Source organism: Paenibacillus sp. 10L310 (assembly GCF_056395745.1).
Window position 1 is genome coordinate 1,089,756 of the sequence record NZ_JBFTKC010000001.1, and the last position, 18,587, is coordinate 1,108,342.

At 45.7% G+C, this 18,587-nt stretch carries 18 protein-coding genes; all 18 read left to right on the forward strand.

All coding sequences use genetic code 11. From position 1 onward, the window contains the following. Positions 1–115: 115 nt before the first annotated feature. Positions 116–1,396: an EF-P 5-aminopentanol modification-associated protein YfmF gene (gene yfmF, locus AC1DE7_RS05195; protein ID WP_074094590.1), complete on the forward strand. Its 1,281-nt coding sequence runs from the start codon at positions 116–118 to the stop codon at positions 1,394–1,396. Positions 1,397–1,399: 3 nt separating this feature from the next. Continuing rightward, the gene (gene yfmH / locus AC1DE7_RS05200; protein ID WP_477533848.1) at positions 1,400–2,680 is read left to right on the forward strand and encodes an EF-P 5-aminopentanol modification-associated protein YfmH; all 1,281 of its coding nucleotides are present in this window, start codon (positions 1,400–1,402) and stop codon (positions 2,678–2,680) included. Position 2,681: 1 nt separating this feature from the next. Then, entirely contained in the window at positions 2,682–3,452 is a 771-nt protein-coding gene (gene ymfI / locus AC1DE7_RS05205) for an elongation factor P 5-aminopentanone reductase (protein WP_076249794.1), read from the forward strand. Between the two features lie 164 nt (positions 3,453–3,616). Beyond that, complete coding sequence (locus AC1DE7_RS05210; RefSeq protein WP_017689119.1) at positions 3,617–3,880, forward strand: DUF3243 domain-containing protein; 264 nt, start codon at positions 3,617–3,619, stop codon at positions 3,878–3,880. A 197-nt stretch (positions 3,881–4,077) separates the two neighbouring features. Then, positions 4,078–4,845 carry a DUF3388 domain-containing protein gene (locus tag AC1DE7_RS05215; protein ID WP_036609270.1) on the forward strand — a complete coding sequence of 256 codons (768 nt, stop codon included), beginning with the start codon at positions 4,078–4,080 and terminating at the stop codon, positions 4,843–4,845. Between the two features lie 66 nt (positions 4,846–4,911). Continuing rightward, complete coding sequence (locus AC1DE7_RS05220; protein ID WP_315372372.1) at positions 4,912–5,961, forward strand: helix-turn-helix domain-containing protein; 1,050 nt, start codon at positions 4,912–4,914, stop codon at positions 5,959–5,961. Between the two features lie 37 nt (positions 5,962–5,998). Then, positions 5,999–6,199 carry a hypothetical protein gene (locus tag AC1DE7_RS05225; protein WP_133384340.1) on the forward strand — a complete coding sequence of 67 codons (201 nt, stop codon included), beginning with the start codon at positions 5,999–6,001 and terminating at the stop codon, positions 6,197–6,199. A gap of 155 nt (positions 6,200–6,354) precedes the next feature. Further along, positions 6,355–6,846 (forward strand): YajQ family cyclic di-GMP-binding protein, encoded by a 492-nt coding sequence (locus AC1DE7_RS05230; RefSeq protein ID WP_047842512.1) that lies wholly within the window; start codon positions 6,355–6,357, stop codon positions 6,844–6,846. 319 nt (positions 6,847–7,165) lie between these two features. After that, the gene (gene pgsA / locus AC1DE7_RS05235) at positions 7,166–7,753 is read left to right on the forward strand and encodes a CDP-diacylglycerol--glycerol-3-phosphate 3-phosphatidyltransferase (protein ID WP_017689114.1); all 588 of its coding nucleotides are present in this window, start codon (positions 7,166–7,168) and stop codon (positions 7,751–7,753) included. 107 nt (positions 7,754–7,860) lie between these two features. Further along, positions 7,861–9,117 (forward strand): competence/damage-inducible protein A, encoded by a 1,257-nt coding sequence (locus AC1DE7_RS05240; protein ID WP_036670416.1) that lies wholly within the window; start codon positions 7,861–7,863, stop codon positions 9,115–9,117. Positions 9,118–9,360: 243 nt separating this feature from the next. Continuing rightward, positions 9,361–10,425 (forward strand): recombinase RecA, encoded by a 1,065-nt coding sequence (gene recA / locus AC1DE7_RS05245; RefSeq protein ID WP_036609261.1) that lies wholly within the window; start codon positions 9,361–9,363, stop codon positions 10,423–10,425. Between the two features lie 282 nt (positions 10,426–10,707). Continuing rightward, on the forward strand, positions 10,708–11,445 hold the full coding sequence (locus AC1DE7_RS05250) for a regulatory protein RecX (protein ID WP_074094594.1): 738 nt from the start codon (positions 10,708–10,710) through the stop codon (positions 11,443–11,445). Positions 11,446–11,755: 310 nt separating this feature from the next. Further along, positions 11,756–13,297: a ribonuclease Y gene (gene rny, locus AC1DE7_RS05255; protein WP_036670418.1), complete on the forward strand. Its 1,542-nt coding sequence runs from the start codon at positions 11,756–11,758 to the stop codon at positions 13,295–13,297. Between the two features lie 154 nt (positions 13,298–13,451). Next, positions 13,452–14,246 (forward strand): TIGR00282 family metallophosphoesterase, encoded by a 795-nt coding sequence (locus AC1DE7_RS05260; RefSeq protein ID WP_036609256.1) that lies wholly within the window; start codon positions 13,452–13,454, stop codon positions 14,244–14,246. A gap of 117 nt (positions 14,247–14,363) precedes the next feature. Further along, the gene (locus AC1DE7_RS05265) at positions 14,364–14,624 is read left to right on the forward strand and encodes a stage V sporulation protein S (RefSeq protein WP_007430104.1); all 261 of its coding nucleotides are present in this window, start codon (positions 14,364–14,366) and stop codon (positions 14,622–14,624) included. A gap of 86 nt (positions 14,625–14,710) precedes the next feature. Continuing rightward, positions 14,711–15,712 (forward strand): dipeptidase, encoded by a 1,002-nt coding sequence (locus AC1DE7_RS05270; RefSeq protein ID WP_477533849.1) that lies wholly within the window; start codon positions 14,711–14,713, stop codon positions 15,710–15,712. A 193-nt stretch (positions 15,713–15,905) separates the two neighbouring features. Continuing rightward, positions 15,906–16,478, forward strand: coding sequence for a phosphate propanoyltransferase (gene pduL, locus AC1DE7_RS05275; protein WP_477533850.1), 573 nt, complete (start codon positions 15,906–15,908; stop codon positions 16,476–16,478). Between the two features lie 312 nt (positions 16,479–16,790). Then, positions 16,791–18,347 (forward strand): tRNA (N6-isopentenyl adenosine(37)-C2)-methylthiotransferase MiaB, encoded by a 1,557-nt coding sequence (gene miaB / locus AC1DE7_RS05280; protein WP_036609253.1) that lies wholly within the window; start codon positions 16,791–16,793, stop codon positions 18,345–18,347. The last annotated feature ends 240 nt before the right edge of the window (positions 18,348–18,587 follow it).

An 18,587-nucleotide genomic window follows, 5' to 3' on the forward strand; every position in this document is an offset into this window, starting at 1 on the left:
GCAACCAGAAGGCGTGACTTCGGTTGCTTCTTGCCTTTTGAATGGGTTAAAATGGTTGTTACGTTTAGCTTAATACGATTGCATGATAAATGACGCCGTAAAGGGGTTTTGACATTTGAATACATCAGGATTCGAACGAGGTAGCAAGAGAGAATTTCGTATACATGTGCTTCCGACTAAACGTTTTAAAACGTTTGCTATATCGTTATATGCAGGAGTTCCCTTACGGGAAGATACAGTAACCAAAGTAGCGCTGACACCTTTTGTTCTGCGACGCGGCACGGAGTCCTATCCGGAAACAACGCAATTTCGTGAACAACTGGAGCATCTGTATGGAGCAGGTTTTGGTTTTGACGTCTATAAACGCGGGGATTACCAGATTGTACAGTTCCGAATGGATACCATTAATGATTCCTTTGTTGGAGGGGATGAACAGCTGCTGGATCGTTCATTTGCCTTCCTTGGAGAGGTTCTTACACGACCTGCACAGGAGAATGGACATTTCAGGACGTCTTATGTACAAGCAGAGCGAGAGACTGTTCGTAAAAAGCTGGAGTCCATCGTGAATGATAAAATGCGCTATGCCGCTGAACGCAGTATTGAGGAAATGTGCAAGAACGAGCCGTACCGTCTTCACCCACTGGGTGAGCGAAAGGATCTGCCCGGGATTGAGCCTGACACACTTACTGCGTCTTATCAGGAGTGGCTGCAGCAGGCGAGTATGGATCTGTACGTGGTAGGGGATACGACACTGGAGGAGGTCGAGAACCTTGTTCAGCGTCATTTCAATGTAGATCGAACGTCCTCCTCCGATTACCAGACACAGGCAGCGGTTCGAGGAGATAAGGAAGTGGAGACCGTTGTTGAGCGACTGAATGTGAGTCAGGGAAAACTCAATATGGGACTCCGTACATCTATCACTTATGGAGATCCTCAGTATGCCGCAGCACTAATGTACAACGGGATTCTCGGTGGGTATCCTCATTCCAAACTGTTTGTAAATGTTCGTGAAAAAGAAAGCCTGGCATATTACGCGTCTTCGCGATATGACGGACATAAGGGCATTGCAACGATTCAATCCGGGATTGAAATCCCTAATTATGAGAAGGCCGTTACTATCATCAAGCAGCAGCTGGAAGAAATGAAAAGCGGTACAATCAGTGATCTGGAAATGTCTCAGACCAAAGCAATGATCCGTAACTTGCTTAAGGAAATGCAGGATTCTGCTTTTGAGATGATCGCTTATGACTTCAATCGACAGTTGTCTGGCAAAGAAAGAACGGCTGAAGAACTGTTGGCTCAGGTAGAACATATTAGCAAGGAAGATGTACGTGAGGCGGCAGAACAATTCCGTCTGGATACGATTTATTTCTTGCGGGACGAGAAGGAGGAATAATCGGTGGAGAGCATTCGGTATGAGCATTTGCAGGAGACACTATATTACGAAGTAATGGATAACGGACTGCATGTGTATATTTTGCCTAAACCGGGATTCCAGAAAACGTATGCTACGTTTGCAACCAAGTATGGATCGGTGGATAATCATTTTCAGGTTGAAGGGCAGGAAGCAGTGAAGGTCCCGGATGGGATTGCTCATTTCCTGGAGCATAAAATGTTTGAAGAACCAACAGGTGATATTTTTGCAACATTTGCGTCTCATGGTGCTTCAGCTAACGCATTTACGAGCTTTGATCAGACGGTTTATTTGTTTTCAGCGACCGAATATGTGAATGGAAATATACAAACATTAGTCGACTTTGTGCAAAATCCTTACTTTACGGATCAAAATGTGGAAAAGGAAAAAGGCATTATTGGACAGGAAATTGACATGTATGCTGATAATCCGGACTGGCGTGTTTATTTTGGATTGATCGAAGCCATGTATCAAAAACATCCGGTGCATATCGATATTGCAGGAACGGTGGAATCCATCCGTACGATTACCAAAGAGATGTTATATGAGTGTTATAACACCTTCTATCACCCGAGTAATATGCTCTTGTTTGTGGTGGGTGGTGTAGATCCACAAGAAGTCATTGATATGGTTCGATCGAACCAGGAGCAGAAGGATTATAAGCCACAGGGGAGCATTCAACGTTTCTTCGAACCGGAGCCTGAGCAGGTAGGAGAAGCCAGACGGGAAGCGAAACTGGCTGTTTCACTGCCCAAATGTCTGTTTGGATTCAAGGAGACGGACGTTGGACTCACGGGGGAACAATTGTTACGGCGAGATATGACAACGCAGCTGATGATGGACCTTTTGTTTGGCTCAAGCACACGATTATTTCAGAAGCTCTACGATGAAGATCTGATCTCGGACAGCTTTGGACATGAGTATAACAGTTCGCCGCAATATGCTTTTTCAGCCATTGGTGGTGATACAAAAGACCCGGATCAACTGCTCGCGCGTATACGTGAAGAAGTGGATGCCATTGTAGAAAAAGGGTTCGATTCCACGGATTTTGAACGTGCACGCAAAAAGAAAATAGGCGGATATTTGCGTATGCTCAATTCTCCGGAGAACATTGCGCATGAATTTACACGTCAGCAATTCCGTGGCGGTGATTTTTTCAATATGCTGCCGCTCTATGAATCGATTACACTGGAAGATGTAAATCTCAGATTGAGAGAGCATATTCGGTGGGATCATCTGGCTGTATCGCTAGTCGTGAGTCCTTGATATGGAGAGGGGAACGGGACAATTGAAGGCAATCGGGGAAATGACTGTACTGGTAACTGGCGCAAGCGGTGGCATCGGAGCGGCTATCGCAGAACGCTTTGCCAGAGTGGGAATGAATGTTGTTATACACTATATGAGATCGCATGAAGCAGCGAATGAAGCCGCCAGACGGTGCATGGAACAAGGCAGTGGAAAAATCATGACCGTGTCTGCGGATCTTCGCAGCCGGGAACAGATTGAGCGTATGCGTGAGAAGCTGGAGTCGCACAATCTCATGCCAGATATCCTTGTGAACAATGCAGGAATCTCGCACTATGGGATGTTGTCTGATGTTACAGAGGAGATCTGGGATGAAGTGATGGCGATTAACCTCAAAGGCACGTTTATGTGTACACAGGAAATGATGCCTCACATGATCTCCCAAAGGTACGGACGGATCATTAATGTATCGTCGATCTGGGGACTGTCTGGTGCTTCTTGTGAGGTGCTGTATTCCACAACCAAAGGTGGGGTGAATGCATTCACCAAAGCGCTTGCGAAAGAACTCGCACCTTCCGGAGTAACCGTAAATGCCGTTGCTCCTGGTGCCGTTCAAACATCCATGCTGAACCATCTGGATCAGAGTGAACTGAAGATGCTGGAAGAGGAAATTCCGGCAGGAAGACTTGCTCAACCTGATGAAATCTCATCATTGGTTTATTTTTTGGCTCTCCCTGAATCGGGTTATATCAATGGGCAGATCATCAGTCCAAATGGCGGTTGGTTAACGTAAAAAAAGCAAGAAAACTTGACTGGCTGTGAACGAACCAGGTGAAGGTTGCTGAGAAGCAGTCGTCTTCCGGATTATTTTCAAAATGCTCGTATATAAAATGCCTCGAAAGCACATATTACAACTGTTGATTTTAAATCTCATTCGTCATCTAAGGAGGATTTATCATGTCAACAGAAAAAACAGTGCTCTCCAGTTTTGACACATGGAAGAAGTTTCTGGGTGACCGCGTACTGCAAGCAGAGAAGATGGGGATGAGTGAAGAAACCATCAACAAACTTGCGTATGAAATCGGCGACTTCCTTGATGAGAAAGTCGATCCGGCGAACCATTCCAACCGGGCATTGAAAGAGTTATGGGATGTCGGCGATGCTGATGAGCGTCGTACGATTGCGTGCCTGATGGTCAAATTGGCCAAACAAAACGCATAAGATTACAGATGAAGAGCTCCCGCAAGGGGGCTTTTCTCTAATGATTACAAACGGATTACAGAGCTGTTCTTGTAATTCATTTTCATTTTATATATCATTAACGTGACCCATTTTTAGAAGATGTCTCAGATTGTTGTCCAGTGGATATGTTCTGTTGCTGTCGAATAATGGGGAATAATGCATTACGGGGTGTTGAAATGGAATCTAAACAATGGTACATGGAATATAAAATACATAAGAACAGACCCGGTTTGTTAGGCGATATTGCCTCTATGCTGGGGATGCTTGAAGTGAATATATTGACCATTAACGGTGTTGAAGGCAAAACTCGAGGCATGTTGCTTGAATCGGATGATGATGAAAAAATCCGTTTGCTTGGTGAAATGCTTGGCAAAGTAAACAGCATCACCGTATCGGCTTTGCGGCAACCTAAATTGGTGGATATTTTGGCCGTACGTCATGGCAGATACATTGACCGTGACTCGGATGATCGCAAGACATTTCGTTTCACACGAGATGAACTTGGGTTACTTGTGGACTTTTTGGGTGAAGTATTTAAGAGGGAAGGCAATCAGGTCATCGGTTTGCGCGGAATGCCTCGTGTTGGCAAAACGGAGTCTATTATTGCGGGCAGCGTATGTGCAATGAAGCGATGGACGTTTGTTTCCTCCACACTTCTTCGTCAGACGATAAGGAGTCAAATGTCCGAAGACGAATTGAACCCGAACAATGTCTTCATCATTGACGGAATTGTAAGTACGATTCGTTCCAGTGAGCGGCATTACAACCTGTTGCAGGATATTATGTCCATGCCTAGCACCAAAGTTATTGAACATCCGGATATTTTTGTACAGGAATCCGAATATGATTTTAATGATTTTGATATTATTATTGAATTGCGTAACATTCCCAATGAAGAGATTATTTATGATACGTTTACGGCTAGCTACACCGATGAATTGTAAGGAACCGTACGGAATCATGGAATAGATTAGCAACAACTCAAGAGATAAACATAAGGAGGAGATGGCATGTCTGAACTGGGTCAGCAGTTAAGGGAGGCCCGGCTGCAAAAAGGGATGAGTCTTGACGATGTACAGGAAATGACAAAAATTCGCAAGAGGTATCTGGAGGCCATAGAAGCAGGAGACTATAAAGTGCTGCCGGGTAGCTTCTATGTGCGTGCTTTCATCAAAACCTATGCGGAGACCGTGGGACTGAACCCTGATGAGCTGCTGGAGGGACACAAAAAAGACGTACCCGAAGAAGAGACGGAAGCAACGATGGAACCGGTTATTCAGAAGCGTTCCAGCCGTCCGGTTGAGCGTAGTAATCGGTGGATGTCTGTCGCGTTGATGTGGACATTCCCTGTTTTGATCGTAGTACTGTTGTATGTATACGTGGTGTATAACAATGGTGATGAATCAGATAATCCGGGTCTTGATCAGGTCAAAATTACAGACAGTCAACAACAGCCTGAGGATAAACCGGATCCACCTGCCGACAACGGACAGGCATCTAATCCGCCTGCGACAGACTCAGGTACTGACGGTACTGGTGAGGGCGACGCTGGCGGTAACGGTGGCGGTACAGACACTGAAGGACAGACGGACGGTCAAACTGATGGCCAAACGGACGGACAGACGGATGAAACTGAGGAAGAACCAACTGACAATTCACCATCTAATGTGAGTGTTGCAGAAGATGGGAAATCAGGAAATATTACGAACTTTAAAGTTAACGGTAGTGCAGGGCAACCTGTAACGGTTACGATCAAAGCCACAGGTCATAGCTGGCTGGAAGTGTACAAAGGCGAAAACTCCAGTGGAGAGAAGTTGGAGTATGGTAACACAGCCGAAGGTGACAGCTATACCTTTGAGCTCGATAGTACAGGCATGTATATTAAGTCCGGTTACGCTGCAGCGACCACGATTGAGGTTGGCGGGCAGGTTGTAACGGATGGCAAGGCGACCAATCGGATTCGTTTGAAGCTTGGTGAAGATAGTAGTGGCACTACTTCTTCCACAGGTGTTGAAAATGGATCAACGGACGGTACAGGGGGTACCACGGGTAGCGAATAACCGGGTCAACTGCAGGAGACAATAATCGTGTCTTAACTTGCAGTTAACTTTTGGTGAAGTGAGGTGGATGGCTGTGACAGTCAGCTGGATCGTAACAGGTTTAGGGATCATTGTCAGCCTCCTGGGTTATTACCTGACTCCAAGTGCTTGGGGTTACGGAATATTGGGTTTTGGACTTGCACATGTACTTTTGGGTGTGCTCGATATGTTCAGACAGCCCAACCGCAGCCGCTATTAGGTTGGAAGCTGGACCAGCAAGCATTTTTGGCAACCACTTGAAGTGGAAGCCAAAAATGCTTTTTTCTTTGTGAAAAACAGCTTGAAATTAGACTTTTGCTTAAGGTATCCTCTATAATGTTACAGAACATACGATTAACTGAAAGGGTGACTGGTTTGAGCTCAGAAAATTCATTTGATATCGTGTCCAAAATGGACTTGCAAGAACTGACAAATGCCGTTACACAAACCGAGAAAGAAATTGGCGCTCGTTATGACTTCAAGGGCAGCAAGAGCAGCCTGAAACTGGATAAGGATGCGTTAACGATCGTATCTGATGATGAAACCAAACTCAAGGCTGTCATTGACGTGCTTCAATCCAAAATGGCGAAGCGTGGTTTACCATTGAAAAACATTGATTACGCAAAGGTAGAGCCAGCGTCTTCTGGTACAGTCCGCCAGCGTTTGAATTTTAAACAGGGGATTGATCAGGATATCGCCAAGAAAATCAATATCCTGATTCGGGATTCCAAGATGAAGGTGAAGAGTCAGATTCAGGGAGATCAACTTCGGGTAACTGGTAAGAGTAAAAATGATTTGCAAGCTGTCATGCAGTTGCTAAATGGTGCTAACCTGCCTCTGGATTTGCAATATACAAATTTCAAGTAATAAGGTTTTTTTGTAGCAAAAGTGTTTTTTGACACGGTATTGGGCGTATATTATACTAAGTGTGCATTGCTGGCAGTCAAGCATCAAGTCCAGTCCTCATCGTTTGCTGACTTTGTGAAAAGCAGTACATCTTCTGGAAGTCACCGGAACGTTTAAAGCGTTTTGCTTTTGAGCGGTTGACTTTATTTTTTGCGTTTCTACATAGTGGGATCATGTTAATATGGATTGACATTGATACTGTACATTTCATGTTCCGGATGATGATAACGGGATTATGATGATTGTTTGGAGTAATGGAGGATATGAGGGAGGGCGTCTTGTGAATTTACCCAACCGGATTACGCTTGCACGAATTTGCTTAATCCCTTTTTTGATGGTGTTCCTGCTCGTGGATTTTCCATTTTATCCAGAGCCGTTGCAGCTTGGAAGCTTGTCGCTTCCGTATAATCAACTGATTGCTGCTGTTATTTTTATCATCGCCGCAAGCACAGATGGAATTGACGGATACCTTGCGCGGAAAAATAACATGGTTACCAATCTGGGGAAACTGCTCGATCCACTCGCAGACAAGTTGCTGGTTACTGCAGTTTTGATCTCGCTTGTGGAGATGGGCAAGCTGGATTCCTGGATTGCAGTTGTCATTATTAGTCGTGAATTTGCAGTTACCGGCTTGCGTCAAATTGCATTGCTGGATGGTTCGGTTGTTGCCGCCAGTGCTTGGGGCAAGCTGAAGACTGTAGTGCAGATTGTGGCGATTGTGCTGTTGCTGTTGAACAATTTCCCGTTTTCATACACGGGTATTCACGTCGATATTATCGCGGTATGGGCAGCAGCGCTTATTACCATCTGGTCGGGTATCGATTACTTTATTAAAAACAAAAACCTGCTTCATTTAACAAAAGCATAATGGTTTGTTCTTAATTGGGTAATCATGAAGGAAGCATTGGGTCAGGGGCAATAGGAAATTATCCTATTGCCCTTTGATCACTCACCACGTGTACAGGAGGATGCTCAATGAAGGCAGAAATCATTGCAGTTGGCACAGAGCTACTGCTTGGACAAATCGTCAATACCAATGCCAGATACCTATCCCGTGAATTGGCTGCGATGGGGATCGATGTATATTTCCAAACGGTGGTTGGGGATAACCTGAACCGACTTAGTGAAGCTATTCGTATTGCGCAGAGCCGTGCAGACGTTATTTTATTTTCCGGTGGCATCGGACCTACACAAGATGATCTGACCAAGGATGCGCTCGCAGCTGTTCTTAACCGGAAACTGCATACAGATCGAATGGCAATGGACAAAATTGAGAGCTTTTTCAGAGATCGTAATGTGGATATGACAGAGAATAACCGACGTCAGGCGATCGTTATTGATGGCGGAACACCTCTGGCCAATGAAACGGGCCTTGCGGCAGGAAATGCGATTTCTGACAATGACAAATATTATGTTGTGATGCCTGGACCACCTAAAGAGTTGATTCCAATGTTTGAACAGGAAGTCAAACCTTGGCTGTTCCAGCATGTACTCACAGAAGAGATGCCGATCTATTCCCGAATGCTCAAATTCGCAGGTATTGGTGAATCTGCTCTTGAAGATCGACTTCTGGATCTGATTGACGCGCAGACAGACCCTACGATTGCTCCTTACGCGAGCGAAGGCGAAGTTACGGTACGTGTCTCCACAAAGGCTGCGAGTGAGGGAGAGGCGAAGCTGAAGCTGGATGCGATGGAGGTTCAGATTCGGGAACGTTTGACAGAACATCTCTACGCGAACGAGGATGTGCCTATAGAGTACACGATTGTAACTATGATGTCTGACATGGGGCTGACGCTCAGCGCTGCTGAGAGCTGTACAGGAGGGCTTGTCATGCAGAGTCTGACCTCTGTACCCGGAAGTGCATCAATGCTCAAAGGTGGTATTGTTTGTTACTCCAATGAAATTAAAGAAAAGCTGCTGAATGTGCCTCATGATTATCTGGAGGGTGAAGATGCACCTGGGGCGGTAAGTCCTGAGGTTGCAAAAGTGCTTGCTGAGCAGATCCGCATGATTGGCGATGCTGATTTTGGCTTGGCTGTTACCGGTGTAGCTGGACCGGGATATTCGGAACGCAAACCACCCGGACTTGTCTTCATTGCTCTTGCAGAACGTGGAAAAGAGACGGAAATCCATGAGCTACGTATTAATGGTAATCGCGAGACTGTTCGCATTCGTTCAGCCAAAGCAATTCTATATCGCTTATGGCAAAAACTTGTGGCGATGGATTGATTAGTTAATAGCTTCGATTGCATTTACAGTTCCAAGCAAGTATAATTAAGGAAGACGGAAGAACCGTAGAATTAGGCTTTACAGCCTTGTTTACGGTTCTTTTTTCTGTTTAATGGAAAGTTTCCTTGAGGAAGAGGCGCCTCGGCCTTTACAAAAAAAACGAATGTATGTTCGAAAAAAAGCTTGGCAAACGTGTTAAAACAAGGTATCATTATCTTATAAACAGTAAAGGGTGTGAGCTTATTGTCAGACCGTCGTGCCGCGCTTGATATGGCGCTCCGTCAAATAGAGAAGCAATTTGGTAAAGGATCCATCATGAAACTGGGTGAGTCCACTCATATGAATGTGGAAATTATTCCCAGTGGTTCCTTGGCTTTGGATATTGCATTAGGAACAGGCGGCTTGCCTAAAGGCCGTATTGTTGAAATATATGGACCTGAATCCTCTGGTAAAACAACCGTAGCATTGCATGCTATCGCTGAAGTACAAAGAGCGGGTGGACAAGCTGCATTTATCGATGCCGAGCATGCTCTTGACCCACAGTACGCAAGCAAACTTGGTGTTAATATTGATGAATTGCTTCTGTCTCAGCCAGATACGGGTGAGCAAGGGTTGGAAATTGCAGAAGCTCTTGTACGCAGTGGTGCAGTAGATATCGTCGTTATTGACTCTGTAGCCGCATTGGTTCCAAAAGCAGAGATTGAAGGCGAAATGGGCGATTCACACGTTGGTTTGCAAGCGCGTTTGATGTCTCAGGCGCTGCGTAAACTGTCTGGTGCAATCAGCAAATCCAAAACAATCGCAATCTTCATTAACCAGCTTCGTGAGAAAGTCGGCGTTATGTTTGGTAACCCGGAAACAACACCTGGTGGTCGTGCTCTGAAGTTTTATTCCACAGTACGTCTGGATGTGCGTCGTATTGAGAGTATCAAATCAGGCAATGACATGATTGGTAACCGTACTCGTATTAAAGTTGTGAAAAACAAAGTGGCACCTCCGTTTAAACAAGCGGAAGTGGATATCATGTATGGCGAGGGTATTTCGAGAGAAGGCAGTATCATTGACATTGGTACAGAGCTGGACATCGTTAATAAAAGTGGTGCTTGGTACTCCTACGAAGGCGAGCGTTTAGGACAAGGTCGTGAGAACGCAAAGCAGTTCATGAAAGAGCATAAAGATATTGCTGACATCATTGAACAAAAAATTCGTGTAGCCAGTAACTTGGTTACTGCAGTTCCTGCGCCAACGAGTGAAGAGCAACAAAAAGAAGCAGCAGAAGAACAAGAATTGTTTGAAATCAACGAGTAATCTCTCAAAACCTCCCTTGTAGGGAGGACCCTGAGGGTGTTCCCCACTGGACTCCGTAAACTTATCTGATTGAGCTTGGATCAATCTGGATAATGGATTGTAGTGGGAGTACTCGTGCTGTCTAACAGCCCCTGTCCCAATGGACAGGGGCTGTTAGCACGCTAACTATGGAGTAAAGGCCGGGCAGAGTTCCCGGTCTTTTGTATTATTGGTGTTCTTTGTGTTATGTGAAGATGTGCTTGGCGTAGTCAGAATGAAAATGTTATGAAAGGGGAGACCAGAATGGATCAACATGACGAGGATTTATATGAAGAAGCAGAACAGGATGGCCTATCCCAATTTCCGGACAACGAAGAACTTATTATTACACGTGTAGAACGAACGAAGAGCAGGCAAGCTCGTTATCGAATCACTTTTGGCATCCACTCCATTACGGTTCTTGAAGATGTGATGATTAAATACAGGATGACTCAAGGTAATACGTTTATGAAGAAGGATCTGGAAGATATCATTCTAGCTGATGAGCGACAGCGGACGTATGCACAGTCTCTGCGTTTTTTGGAGCATAAGCCACGTACGCGCCATGAATTAAGTCAGAAACTTCGTCAGAAGGAGTTTGCTGCACCTTTGATTGAAGAGGCGCTGGATCGGCTTGAGCGGGAGAACCTGGTGGATGACGATCTATTTGCGAAGGAATGGACAAGACAGCGTATGGAGGGCAAGCGGAAGGGAAAACTGTGGATAAGGCAAGAGCTGCGTCAAAAGGGCATTGCCAATGATCTCATTGTTGAGGCACTAGAAGGGATCAGTACAGATGCGGAATTTGAGACTGCCTTGAGTGCCGGACGCAAAAAATGGAATCAGGTCAAAGGGGACGTCAAAGAGAAGAAAAATAAAACGCTTCCCTTCCTAATGAGACGTGGTTTTTCAATGGATATGGTGCGCCGGGTCGTGAATTGTTTAATTGAAGAAGATGAGGCTGGGGACCCTGAAGATGACGAAGCGTTGTTATGGGATTAGCAGACTAGAGTCTCTATACTGCATTCTCTTGACAATTTCTTTCGTCAAATACTAAAATGGACATGAGTCTGTAAGAAATGGACAACCCTTTTTCCTTCCAAAAAAGCGGTTTCGGTTTCTTAAGATTTATACCATTCTTAATTATGGGTTCGCTGGAAACAGTGAATAGTACGTGGAAACATGTACATGTGAAATGAAAATCGGCGGGGGATCGCCGTGAGTATTCGTTATTCCCAAACATATGTAAGGTTTGAAAACTGCAAATTGACCCAAGGAATGCCTTGGAGGAACCAACGAGGAGGTGAACAGTATGGAAATTGCAATCACGATCGCTCTCGTTGCAGCCGCGCTATTCATTGGGTTCGGAGTAGGATATTTTATTCGCAAATCTCTTGCAGAGGCTAAAATCTCTAGTGCGGAACAAGCTGCCGTACAAATCGTGGAGAACGCGAAGAAAGAGGCAGAAGCACTGAAGAAAGAAACGGTGCTGGAAGCGAAGGATGAAATCCATCGCATTCGCGCTGAAGCTGAAAAAGACACTCGTGAACGTCGGAATGAAATTCAACGACAAGAAAGACGATTGTTGCAAAAAGAAGAGTCGCTGGATAAAAAATTGGAATCACTCGAACGTAAAGAAGAGCAAGTGGCTAACAAAGAGAAACGAATTGATGAGACTCAGCAGCAGATCGAAATGATTTACAAAAACCAGGTGACAGAGTTGGAACGTATATCCAACCTCACCATGGAAGACGCACGCAGTATCATACTGTCCAACGTAGAACAGGAAGTTCGTCATGAGACGGCTCAAATGATCAAGGACATTGAACAACAAGCGAAGGAAGAAGCGGACAAAAAGTCCCGCGAGATTATTACACTCGCCATCCAACGCTGTGCGGCTGACCACGTAGCGGAAACAACGGTATCTGTTGTTACCCTGCCAAATGAAGAAATGAAAGGCCGGATTATCGGTCGTGAAGGACGTAACATCCGTGCGCTTGAAACCCTTACAGGGATTGACCTCATTATCGATGATACGCCAGAAGCTGTTATTCTGTCGGGCTTTGACCCGATTCGCCGTGAAATCGCCCGTACTGCCCTGGAGAAACTGGTGGCTGATGGACGTATTCACCCGGCACGGATTGAAGAGATGGTTGAGAAATCCCGTAAAGAAGTGGATGAGCGCATCCGTGAATACGGTGAGCAAGCTACCTTTGAAGTGGGCGTGCATGGTCTGCATCCGGATCTGATCAAAATTTTGGGCCGGTTGAAGTTCCGTACAAGTTACGGTCAGAACGTCTTGAAACATTCCATGGAAGTCGCTTATCTGGCTGGACTGATGGCTGGCGAACTGGGAGAAGACGTAACTCTGGCAAGACGTGCAGGTCTATTGCATGACATCGGTAAAGCGCTGGATCACGAAGTGGAAGGATCACACGTCGAAATTGGCGTGGAACTGGCGAAGAAATACAAAGAACATCCGGTTGTAATCAACAGTATCGCGTCCCATCACGGAGATTGCGAAGCGACTTCGGTCATTGCCATGTTGGTTGGCGCAGCAGATGCGCTCTCCGCAGCAAGACCAGGCGCACGCCGCGAAACGCTGGAAACGTATATCAAACGACTGGAGAAGCTGGAAGAAATCTCAGAGTCCTTCGAAGGTGTCGAGAAATCGTATGCCATTCAGGCCGGACGCGAAGTTCGCGTTATGGTACAGCCTGAGAAGATCGATGATGCTGAAGCCTTCCGCTTAGCCCGTGACATCACGAAGATGATTGAGAATGAACTCGACTATCCGGGTCACATCAAAGTCACCGTCATCCGGGAAACCCGTGCGGTTGAATACGCAAAATAGAGCATTACGGAAAAGTGGCCGCAGTAGTGGGCCACTTTTCCTGTTGATAGCCTGTTAAAAGACAACTACACATTATGGAGCATGAGATAGAGTCCTGCAAAGGTTCAACATTTGAAGTAAGAGGACTTTGCAGGAATTGAGGAGGCAGTAATCAATGAAAGTTTTGTTTATTGGTGACATTGTAGGTAACGTGGGACGTAAGGCATTAAAGGAAAATTTACCGTACCTGAAATCGAAGTATAAGCCACATGTGGTGATTGTAAATGGTGAAAATGCGGCAGCAGGTCGTGGCATTACCGGTGCAATCGCAAATGAGTTTTTCAACTGGGGTGTACATGGTATTACACTTGGTAATCATACTTGGGACAATAAGGATATTTTTGATTTTATAGATGATGAGCCCCGCATGATTCGTCCAGCGAACTTTCCACCAGGCACACCAGGACGAGGGTACACGGTTGTCAAAGGCGAAGGGAAAGAGCTAGCGATTGTCAATCTTCAAGGAAGAACGTTCCTGCCTGCTCTGGATTGTCCATTCCGTGTAGCTGATGAAATTGTAGATGAGCTGCGCCAAGACCATAAATGTATTTTGGTCGATATGCATGCTGAAGCGACGTCAGAAAAGATTGCCATGGGATGGCATCTGGATGGACGTGCGTCTCTTGTTGTAGGTACACATACGCATGTACAGAGTAATGATGATCGGATTTTGCCTGGAGGAACAGCTTACTTGACGGATGCGGGCATGGTAGGACCTCGTGACGGCATATTGGGTATGGAGCGTGAGGCCGTGCTGCGTAAGTTCTACACCCAGCTACCTGTACGTTTCGTTGTAGATGATGGCAAATGGCACTTCCACGGTGTTTTTGTTGAAATTGATGAAGCCACAGGTGCGGCAACACGCATCGAAAAAATTCGTCTGACGGAGGACGAGTGGCGCATGGAATAGGGGTATTGTCCCAATTTGCAGGGAAACCCGTCTAAAAAGAAGGAATTTTTTTGCCTCCCGCGAATAACATCTAGTAAGTGGAAACAAACTTTCAACATTCCCAGGGAGGTACTTACCATGGATGTATTAAAAGTTTCAGCAAAGTCCAATCCTAATTCTGTAGCCGGCGCTCTTGCAGGGGTTCTTCGTGAACGTGGAAATGCTGAACTGCAGGCAATTGGAGCGGGAGCACTGAACCAAGCCATTAAAGCGGTAGCGATAGCCCGGGGATTTGTAGCACCAAGCGGAGTTGACCTGATTTGTATTCCAGCTTTTACAGACATTGTGATCGACGGCGAGGACCGAACGGCCATTAAGCTGATTGTGGAGCCCAGATAATACATGCAGTATGCATTGAACCTGTTTACGATGTAGACAGGTTTTTTTGCGTTTTTTTTGCAATCACATATTGAGGAGGGTTTAAGATGTCCATGTCTGATTGGCGTGTAGCTGATTTTCACTGTGATGCACTGAGCAAAATTTTGATGCAGCCTGCCCTTTCATTTGAAAATGCTCCACAACTGGATGTGAACTTGCAACGTTTGAAAGAGGGGAATGTAGAATTGCAGGCGTTCGCCATCTATTTACCCGAAGTGCTTGGCAGAGGCAAGTTTGAACATGTCATGGGGCAGTTGGAGATCTATCGTAGACGTGTGGAGAGAAGTCAGGAGCGGCCTGGCGGCACACAGACGTTGTTATGGCGTGAACAGGTGGCTCAGATGGGGCAAACAGGGGGGCCGTGGGGATTAATCACACTGGAGGGTGTGGATGGCCTGGAGGGCAACCTGTTCTATCTGGAGTTATGTTATCAGATGGGCGTTCGAATTATTGGACTAACGTGGAATTATGCCAATTGGGCGGCTGACGGAGTAATGGAGAAGCGTGGAGCAGGTCTGACCGAGAAGGGGAAGGAACTGGTGCGCCAGTGTAATGAAATCGGAATGCTGCTCGACGTGTCACATCTGACAGAGAAAGGTTTCTGGGAACTGGCTGACTTGAGCAAACGTCCTTTTATCGCCTCCCATTCCAACAGTTATAGCGTATGTCCCCATGTGCGTAATCTGAAAGACGATCAGATTCAGGCTATCATTGCCCGGGAAGGGCGGATCGGACTGACGTTTGTACCCTGGTTTGTAAAGCAGGAGGGTGAGGTACGTATAGAAGATCTGCTGCCTCATATTGAGGAGATCTGTTCTCTCGGCGGGCAGCATCATCTGATGATGGGGTCTGATTTTGATGGAATTTCAACGTATATTCAGAGACTTGAACATTCAGGACATTATCCGAGACTGACGGAAATCCTGCTCAAGCATTATGATGAACATTTAGTGCGCGGCTGGTTGTGGGGGAATGCGATGAGTTATCTGGGGGAACACTTGCCAGAGAGCAATCCGAAGATGCAGATGAAGGGGAATTCCATGAAATAGTGAACTGGTGTGTGCTTTGAATGTGTTGAATTGAAACTTGTTTTCCAAATAAAGGAGGGGAATGATGGTGAAATAAGTGTATTTCATGAATTTTCACCAGTTCGTTTTCATTTCACTCCAAAAAGGGGTATAATACCATTGGATTGTTAAGAGCCTGAGTACAGGCCATAGATAAACAAGGAGTGAATTTACAATGAGTAAAACAGTACCTGTGGGCGTATCTGCCCGTCACATTCATTTATCCCAAGAGCACGTTGAAATTTTGTTTGGCAAAGGTTATGAACTGACTGAATTTAAACCTCTGTCCCAGCCTGGCCAATACGCTGCTAACGAAACTGTAGCGGTAATTGGTTCGAAAGGACAGTTTGATAAAGTGCGTATCCTTGGACCTGTTCGCCCTGAAACGCAACTGGAGATCTCCATGACAGATTCATTTGCGATTGGTGTTAAAGCACCTGTACGTGAATCTGGAAGCATTGAAGGTACACCAGGAATCACAATTAAAGGTCCTGCTGGCGAAGTTACGATTGATAAAGGTGTTATCGTTGCTGCTCGTCACATTCACTTCCATACTTCTGATGCTGCTAAATGGGGTATCGAGGACAAACAAATGTTGAAAGTTCGTCTGGGTGGAGATCGCGGTCTTGTACTGGAAAATGTACTGGCTCGTGTATCCGATTCTTTTGCACTGGACATGCATATTGATACAGATGAAGCTAACGCTGCTGGCGCTCGTAATGGCGACACTGCTGAAATCATCGATTAATAACATGTAATAGCTTCAGCCCCCAATTATGGCGGACTGAATAACATATAAACCTGAGCACAGCCAACAGGGGCCGGTTAATTCCAGCCCTGACGGCAAGGCTCAGGTTTTTGTGTTTTCTGAGTGCTCTTCTGAGCATGGCATGTTTCGGATTAGATGAAGGGAGATGCGCTTTGGATGTGGAACTACAGCCCAATTCATGCTATAATTTGCTGTAATGCTCTTTTAATGTTCCAAGCAAGATATTCTTGTGGAACAGGGATGAATGAACGATTTTTTATTAATAGAGGCTGTAAGGAGTGACCGAAGGAAATGGCTAAAGACTCAAAAAAGGATTACTCCCAATATTTTGATTTTTCCGATGCCAAAGTAATTTCGCAAGATGAATTCAGCAAAAAGATAAGAATCCGGGGCCGTGAGATTAACATCAAATCGGAACCCAATCATCGTCAGGAGAAACAACGGGGCAAGGAAGACGTCCAGGTGCTTTACGAAAATGCCGTTCCCGATGAACTGAAAAACATAGGGAAAGGTAAACACTATATTGTATATACGTATGGATGTCAGATGAACGAGCATGACTCGGAGACCATCAAAGGACTGCTTGAGTCTATGGGATATCAGGCTACAGAGAATCGCAAAGAAGCTGATATTATTCTGCTCAATACGTGTGCCATACGGGAAAATGCGGAAGATAAAGTATTTGGTGAGCTCGGTCACCTCAAAACGCTAAAACTCGAACGTCCGGGATTGTTACTTGGCGTATGCGGTTGTATGTCCCAAGAAGAAGGCGTCGTCAACCGAATCATGCAGAAGCATGGCTTTGTGGATATGATCTTTGGTACACATAACGTGCATCGACTGCCACATCTAATCCAGGAAGCGTTGTTCAGCAAAGAAATGGTTGTTGAGGTATGGTCCAAGGAAGGCGACATTATTGAGAACCTGCCGAAGAAACGTGAGGGTATGCGCGGCTGGGTGAATATTATGTATGGCTGCGACAAGTTCTGTACATATTGCATCGTTCCGTTTACGCGGGGCAAAGAACGCAGCCGTCGTCCTGAAGATGTCATTGCCGAAGTTAGGGATTTGGCACGACAAGGCTTTAAGGAGATCACGCTGCTTGGTCAAAATGTGAATGCGTACGGCAAGGACTTCACCGACCTGAACTACAGTTTTGGTGACTTGATGGATGCCATTCGCCAAATTGATATTCCGCGGGTACGTTTTACAACCAGTCACCCACGTGACTTTGATGACCACTTGATTGAAGTGCTGGCCAAGGGCGGAAATCTGGTGGAGCACATTCATCTTCCGGTGCAATCTGGCAGTTCAGAAGTGCTCAAACGTATGAGCCGCAAGTATAACCGGGAACACTATCTGAAGCTGGCTGACAAAATTAAAAAGGCCATCCCGGATGTTGTGTTGACAACGGATATTATTGTTGGTTTTCCGGGGGAAACGGAAGAACAGTTTGAAGATACACTTTCCCTTGTCCGTGAAGTAGGGTATGATTTTGCCTATACCTTTATTTATTCCCCGCGTGAAGGTACACCGGCTGCAGTGATGGAAGACAACGTACCGATGGAAGTGAAGAAGGAACGTTTGAAGCGCTTGAACGAAACGATCAACGAATACAGCCACCGAAGCAATGAAGAGCAACGCGGCAAAATCGTTGAAGTGCTCGTTGAAGGCGAGAGCAAACGGAATTCCGAAGTTCTGGCAGGACGTACACGCAGCAACAAGCTGGTGCATTTTGAAGGACCTAAAGATTTGATCGGTACTTTCGTACAAGTGGAAATCACCGATCCGATGACTTTTTATATTAGGGGCAACCTGCTCTCCGAGCCGGTAGCTGCCAATCAGTAATACACACACACAAATAAGATGAATGATTTTTTGCACTTAGCGGGGTTACGCCGAGCGTAGCGAAGGTGACGGAATCGATTCTGTAGAAGCGAAGCGTTCGCCTTTGTCTCCGAATTTTAACCTTGAACAATCTTAATCGAAAAAATTCGGAGACAACAGCGATCAAAAGAACGATCCGACACCGCAGCGGTCACTCAGCAGTCGACTGAGCTTAATGCAACATTGAGTTTTCATCTTATA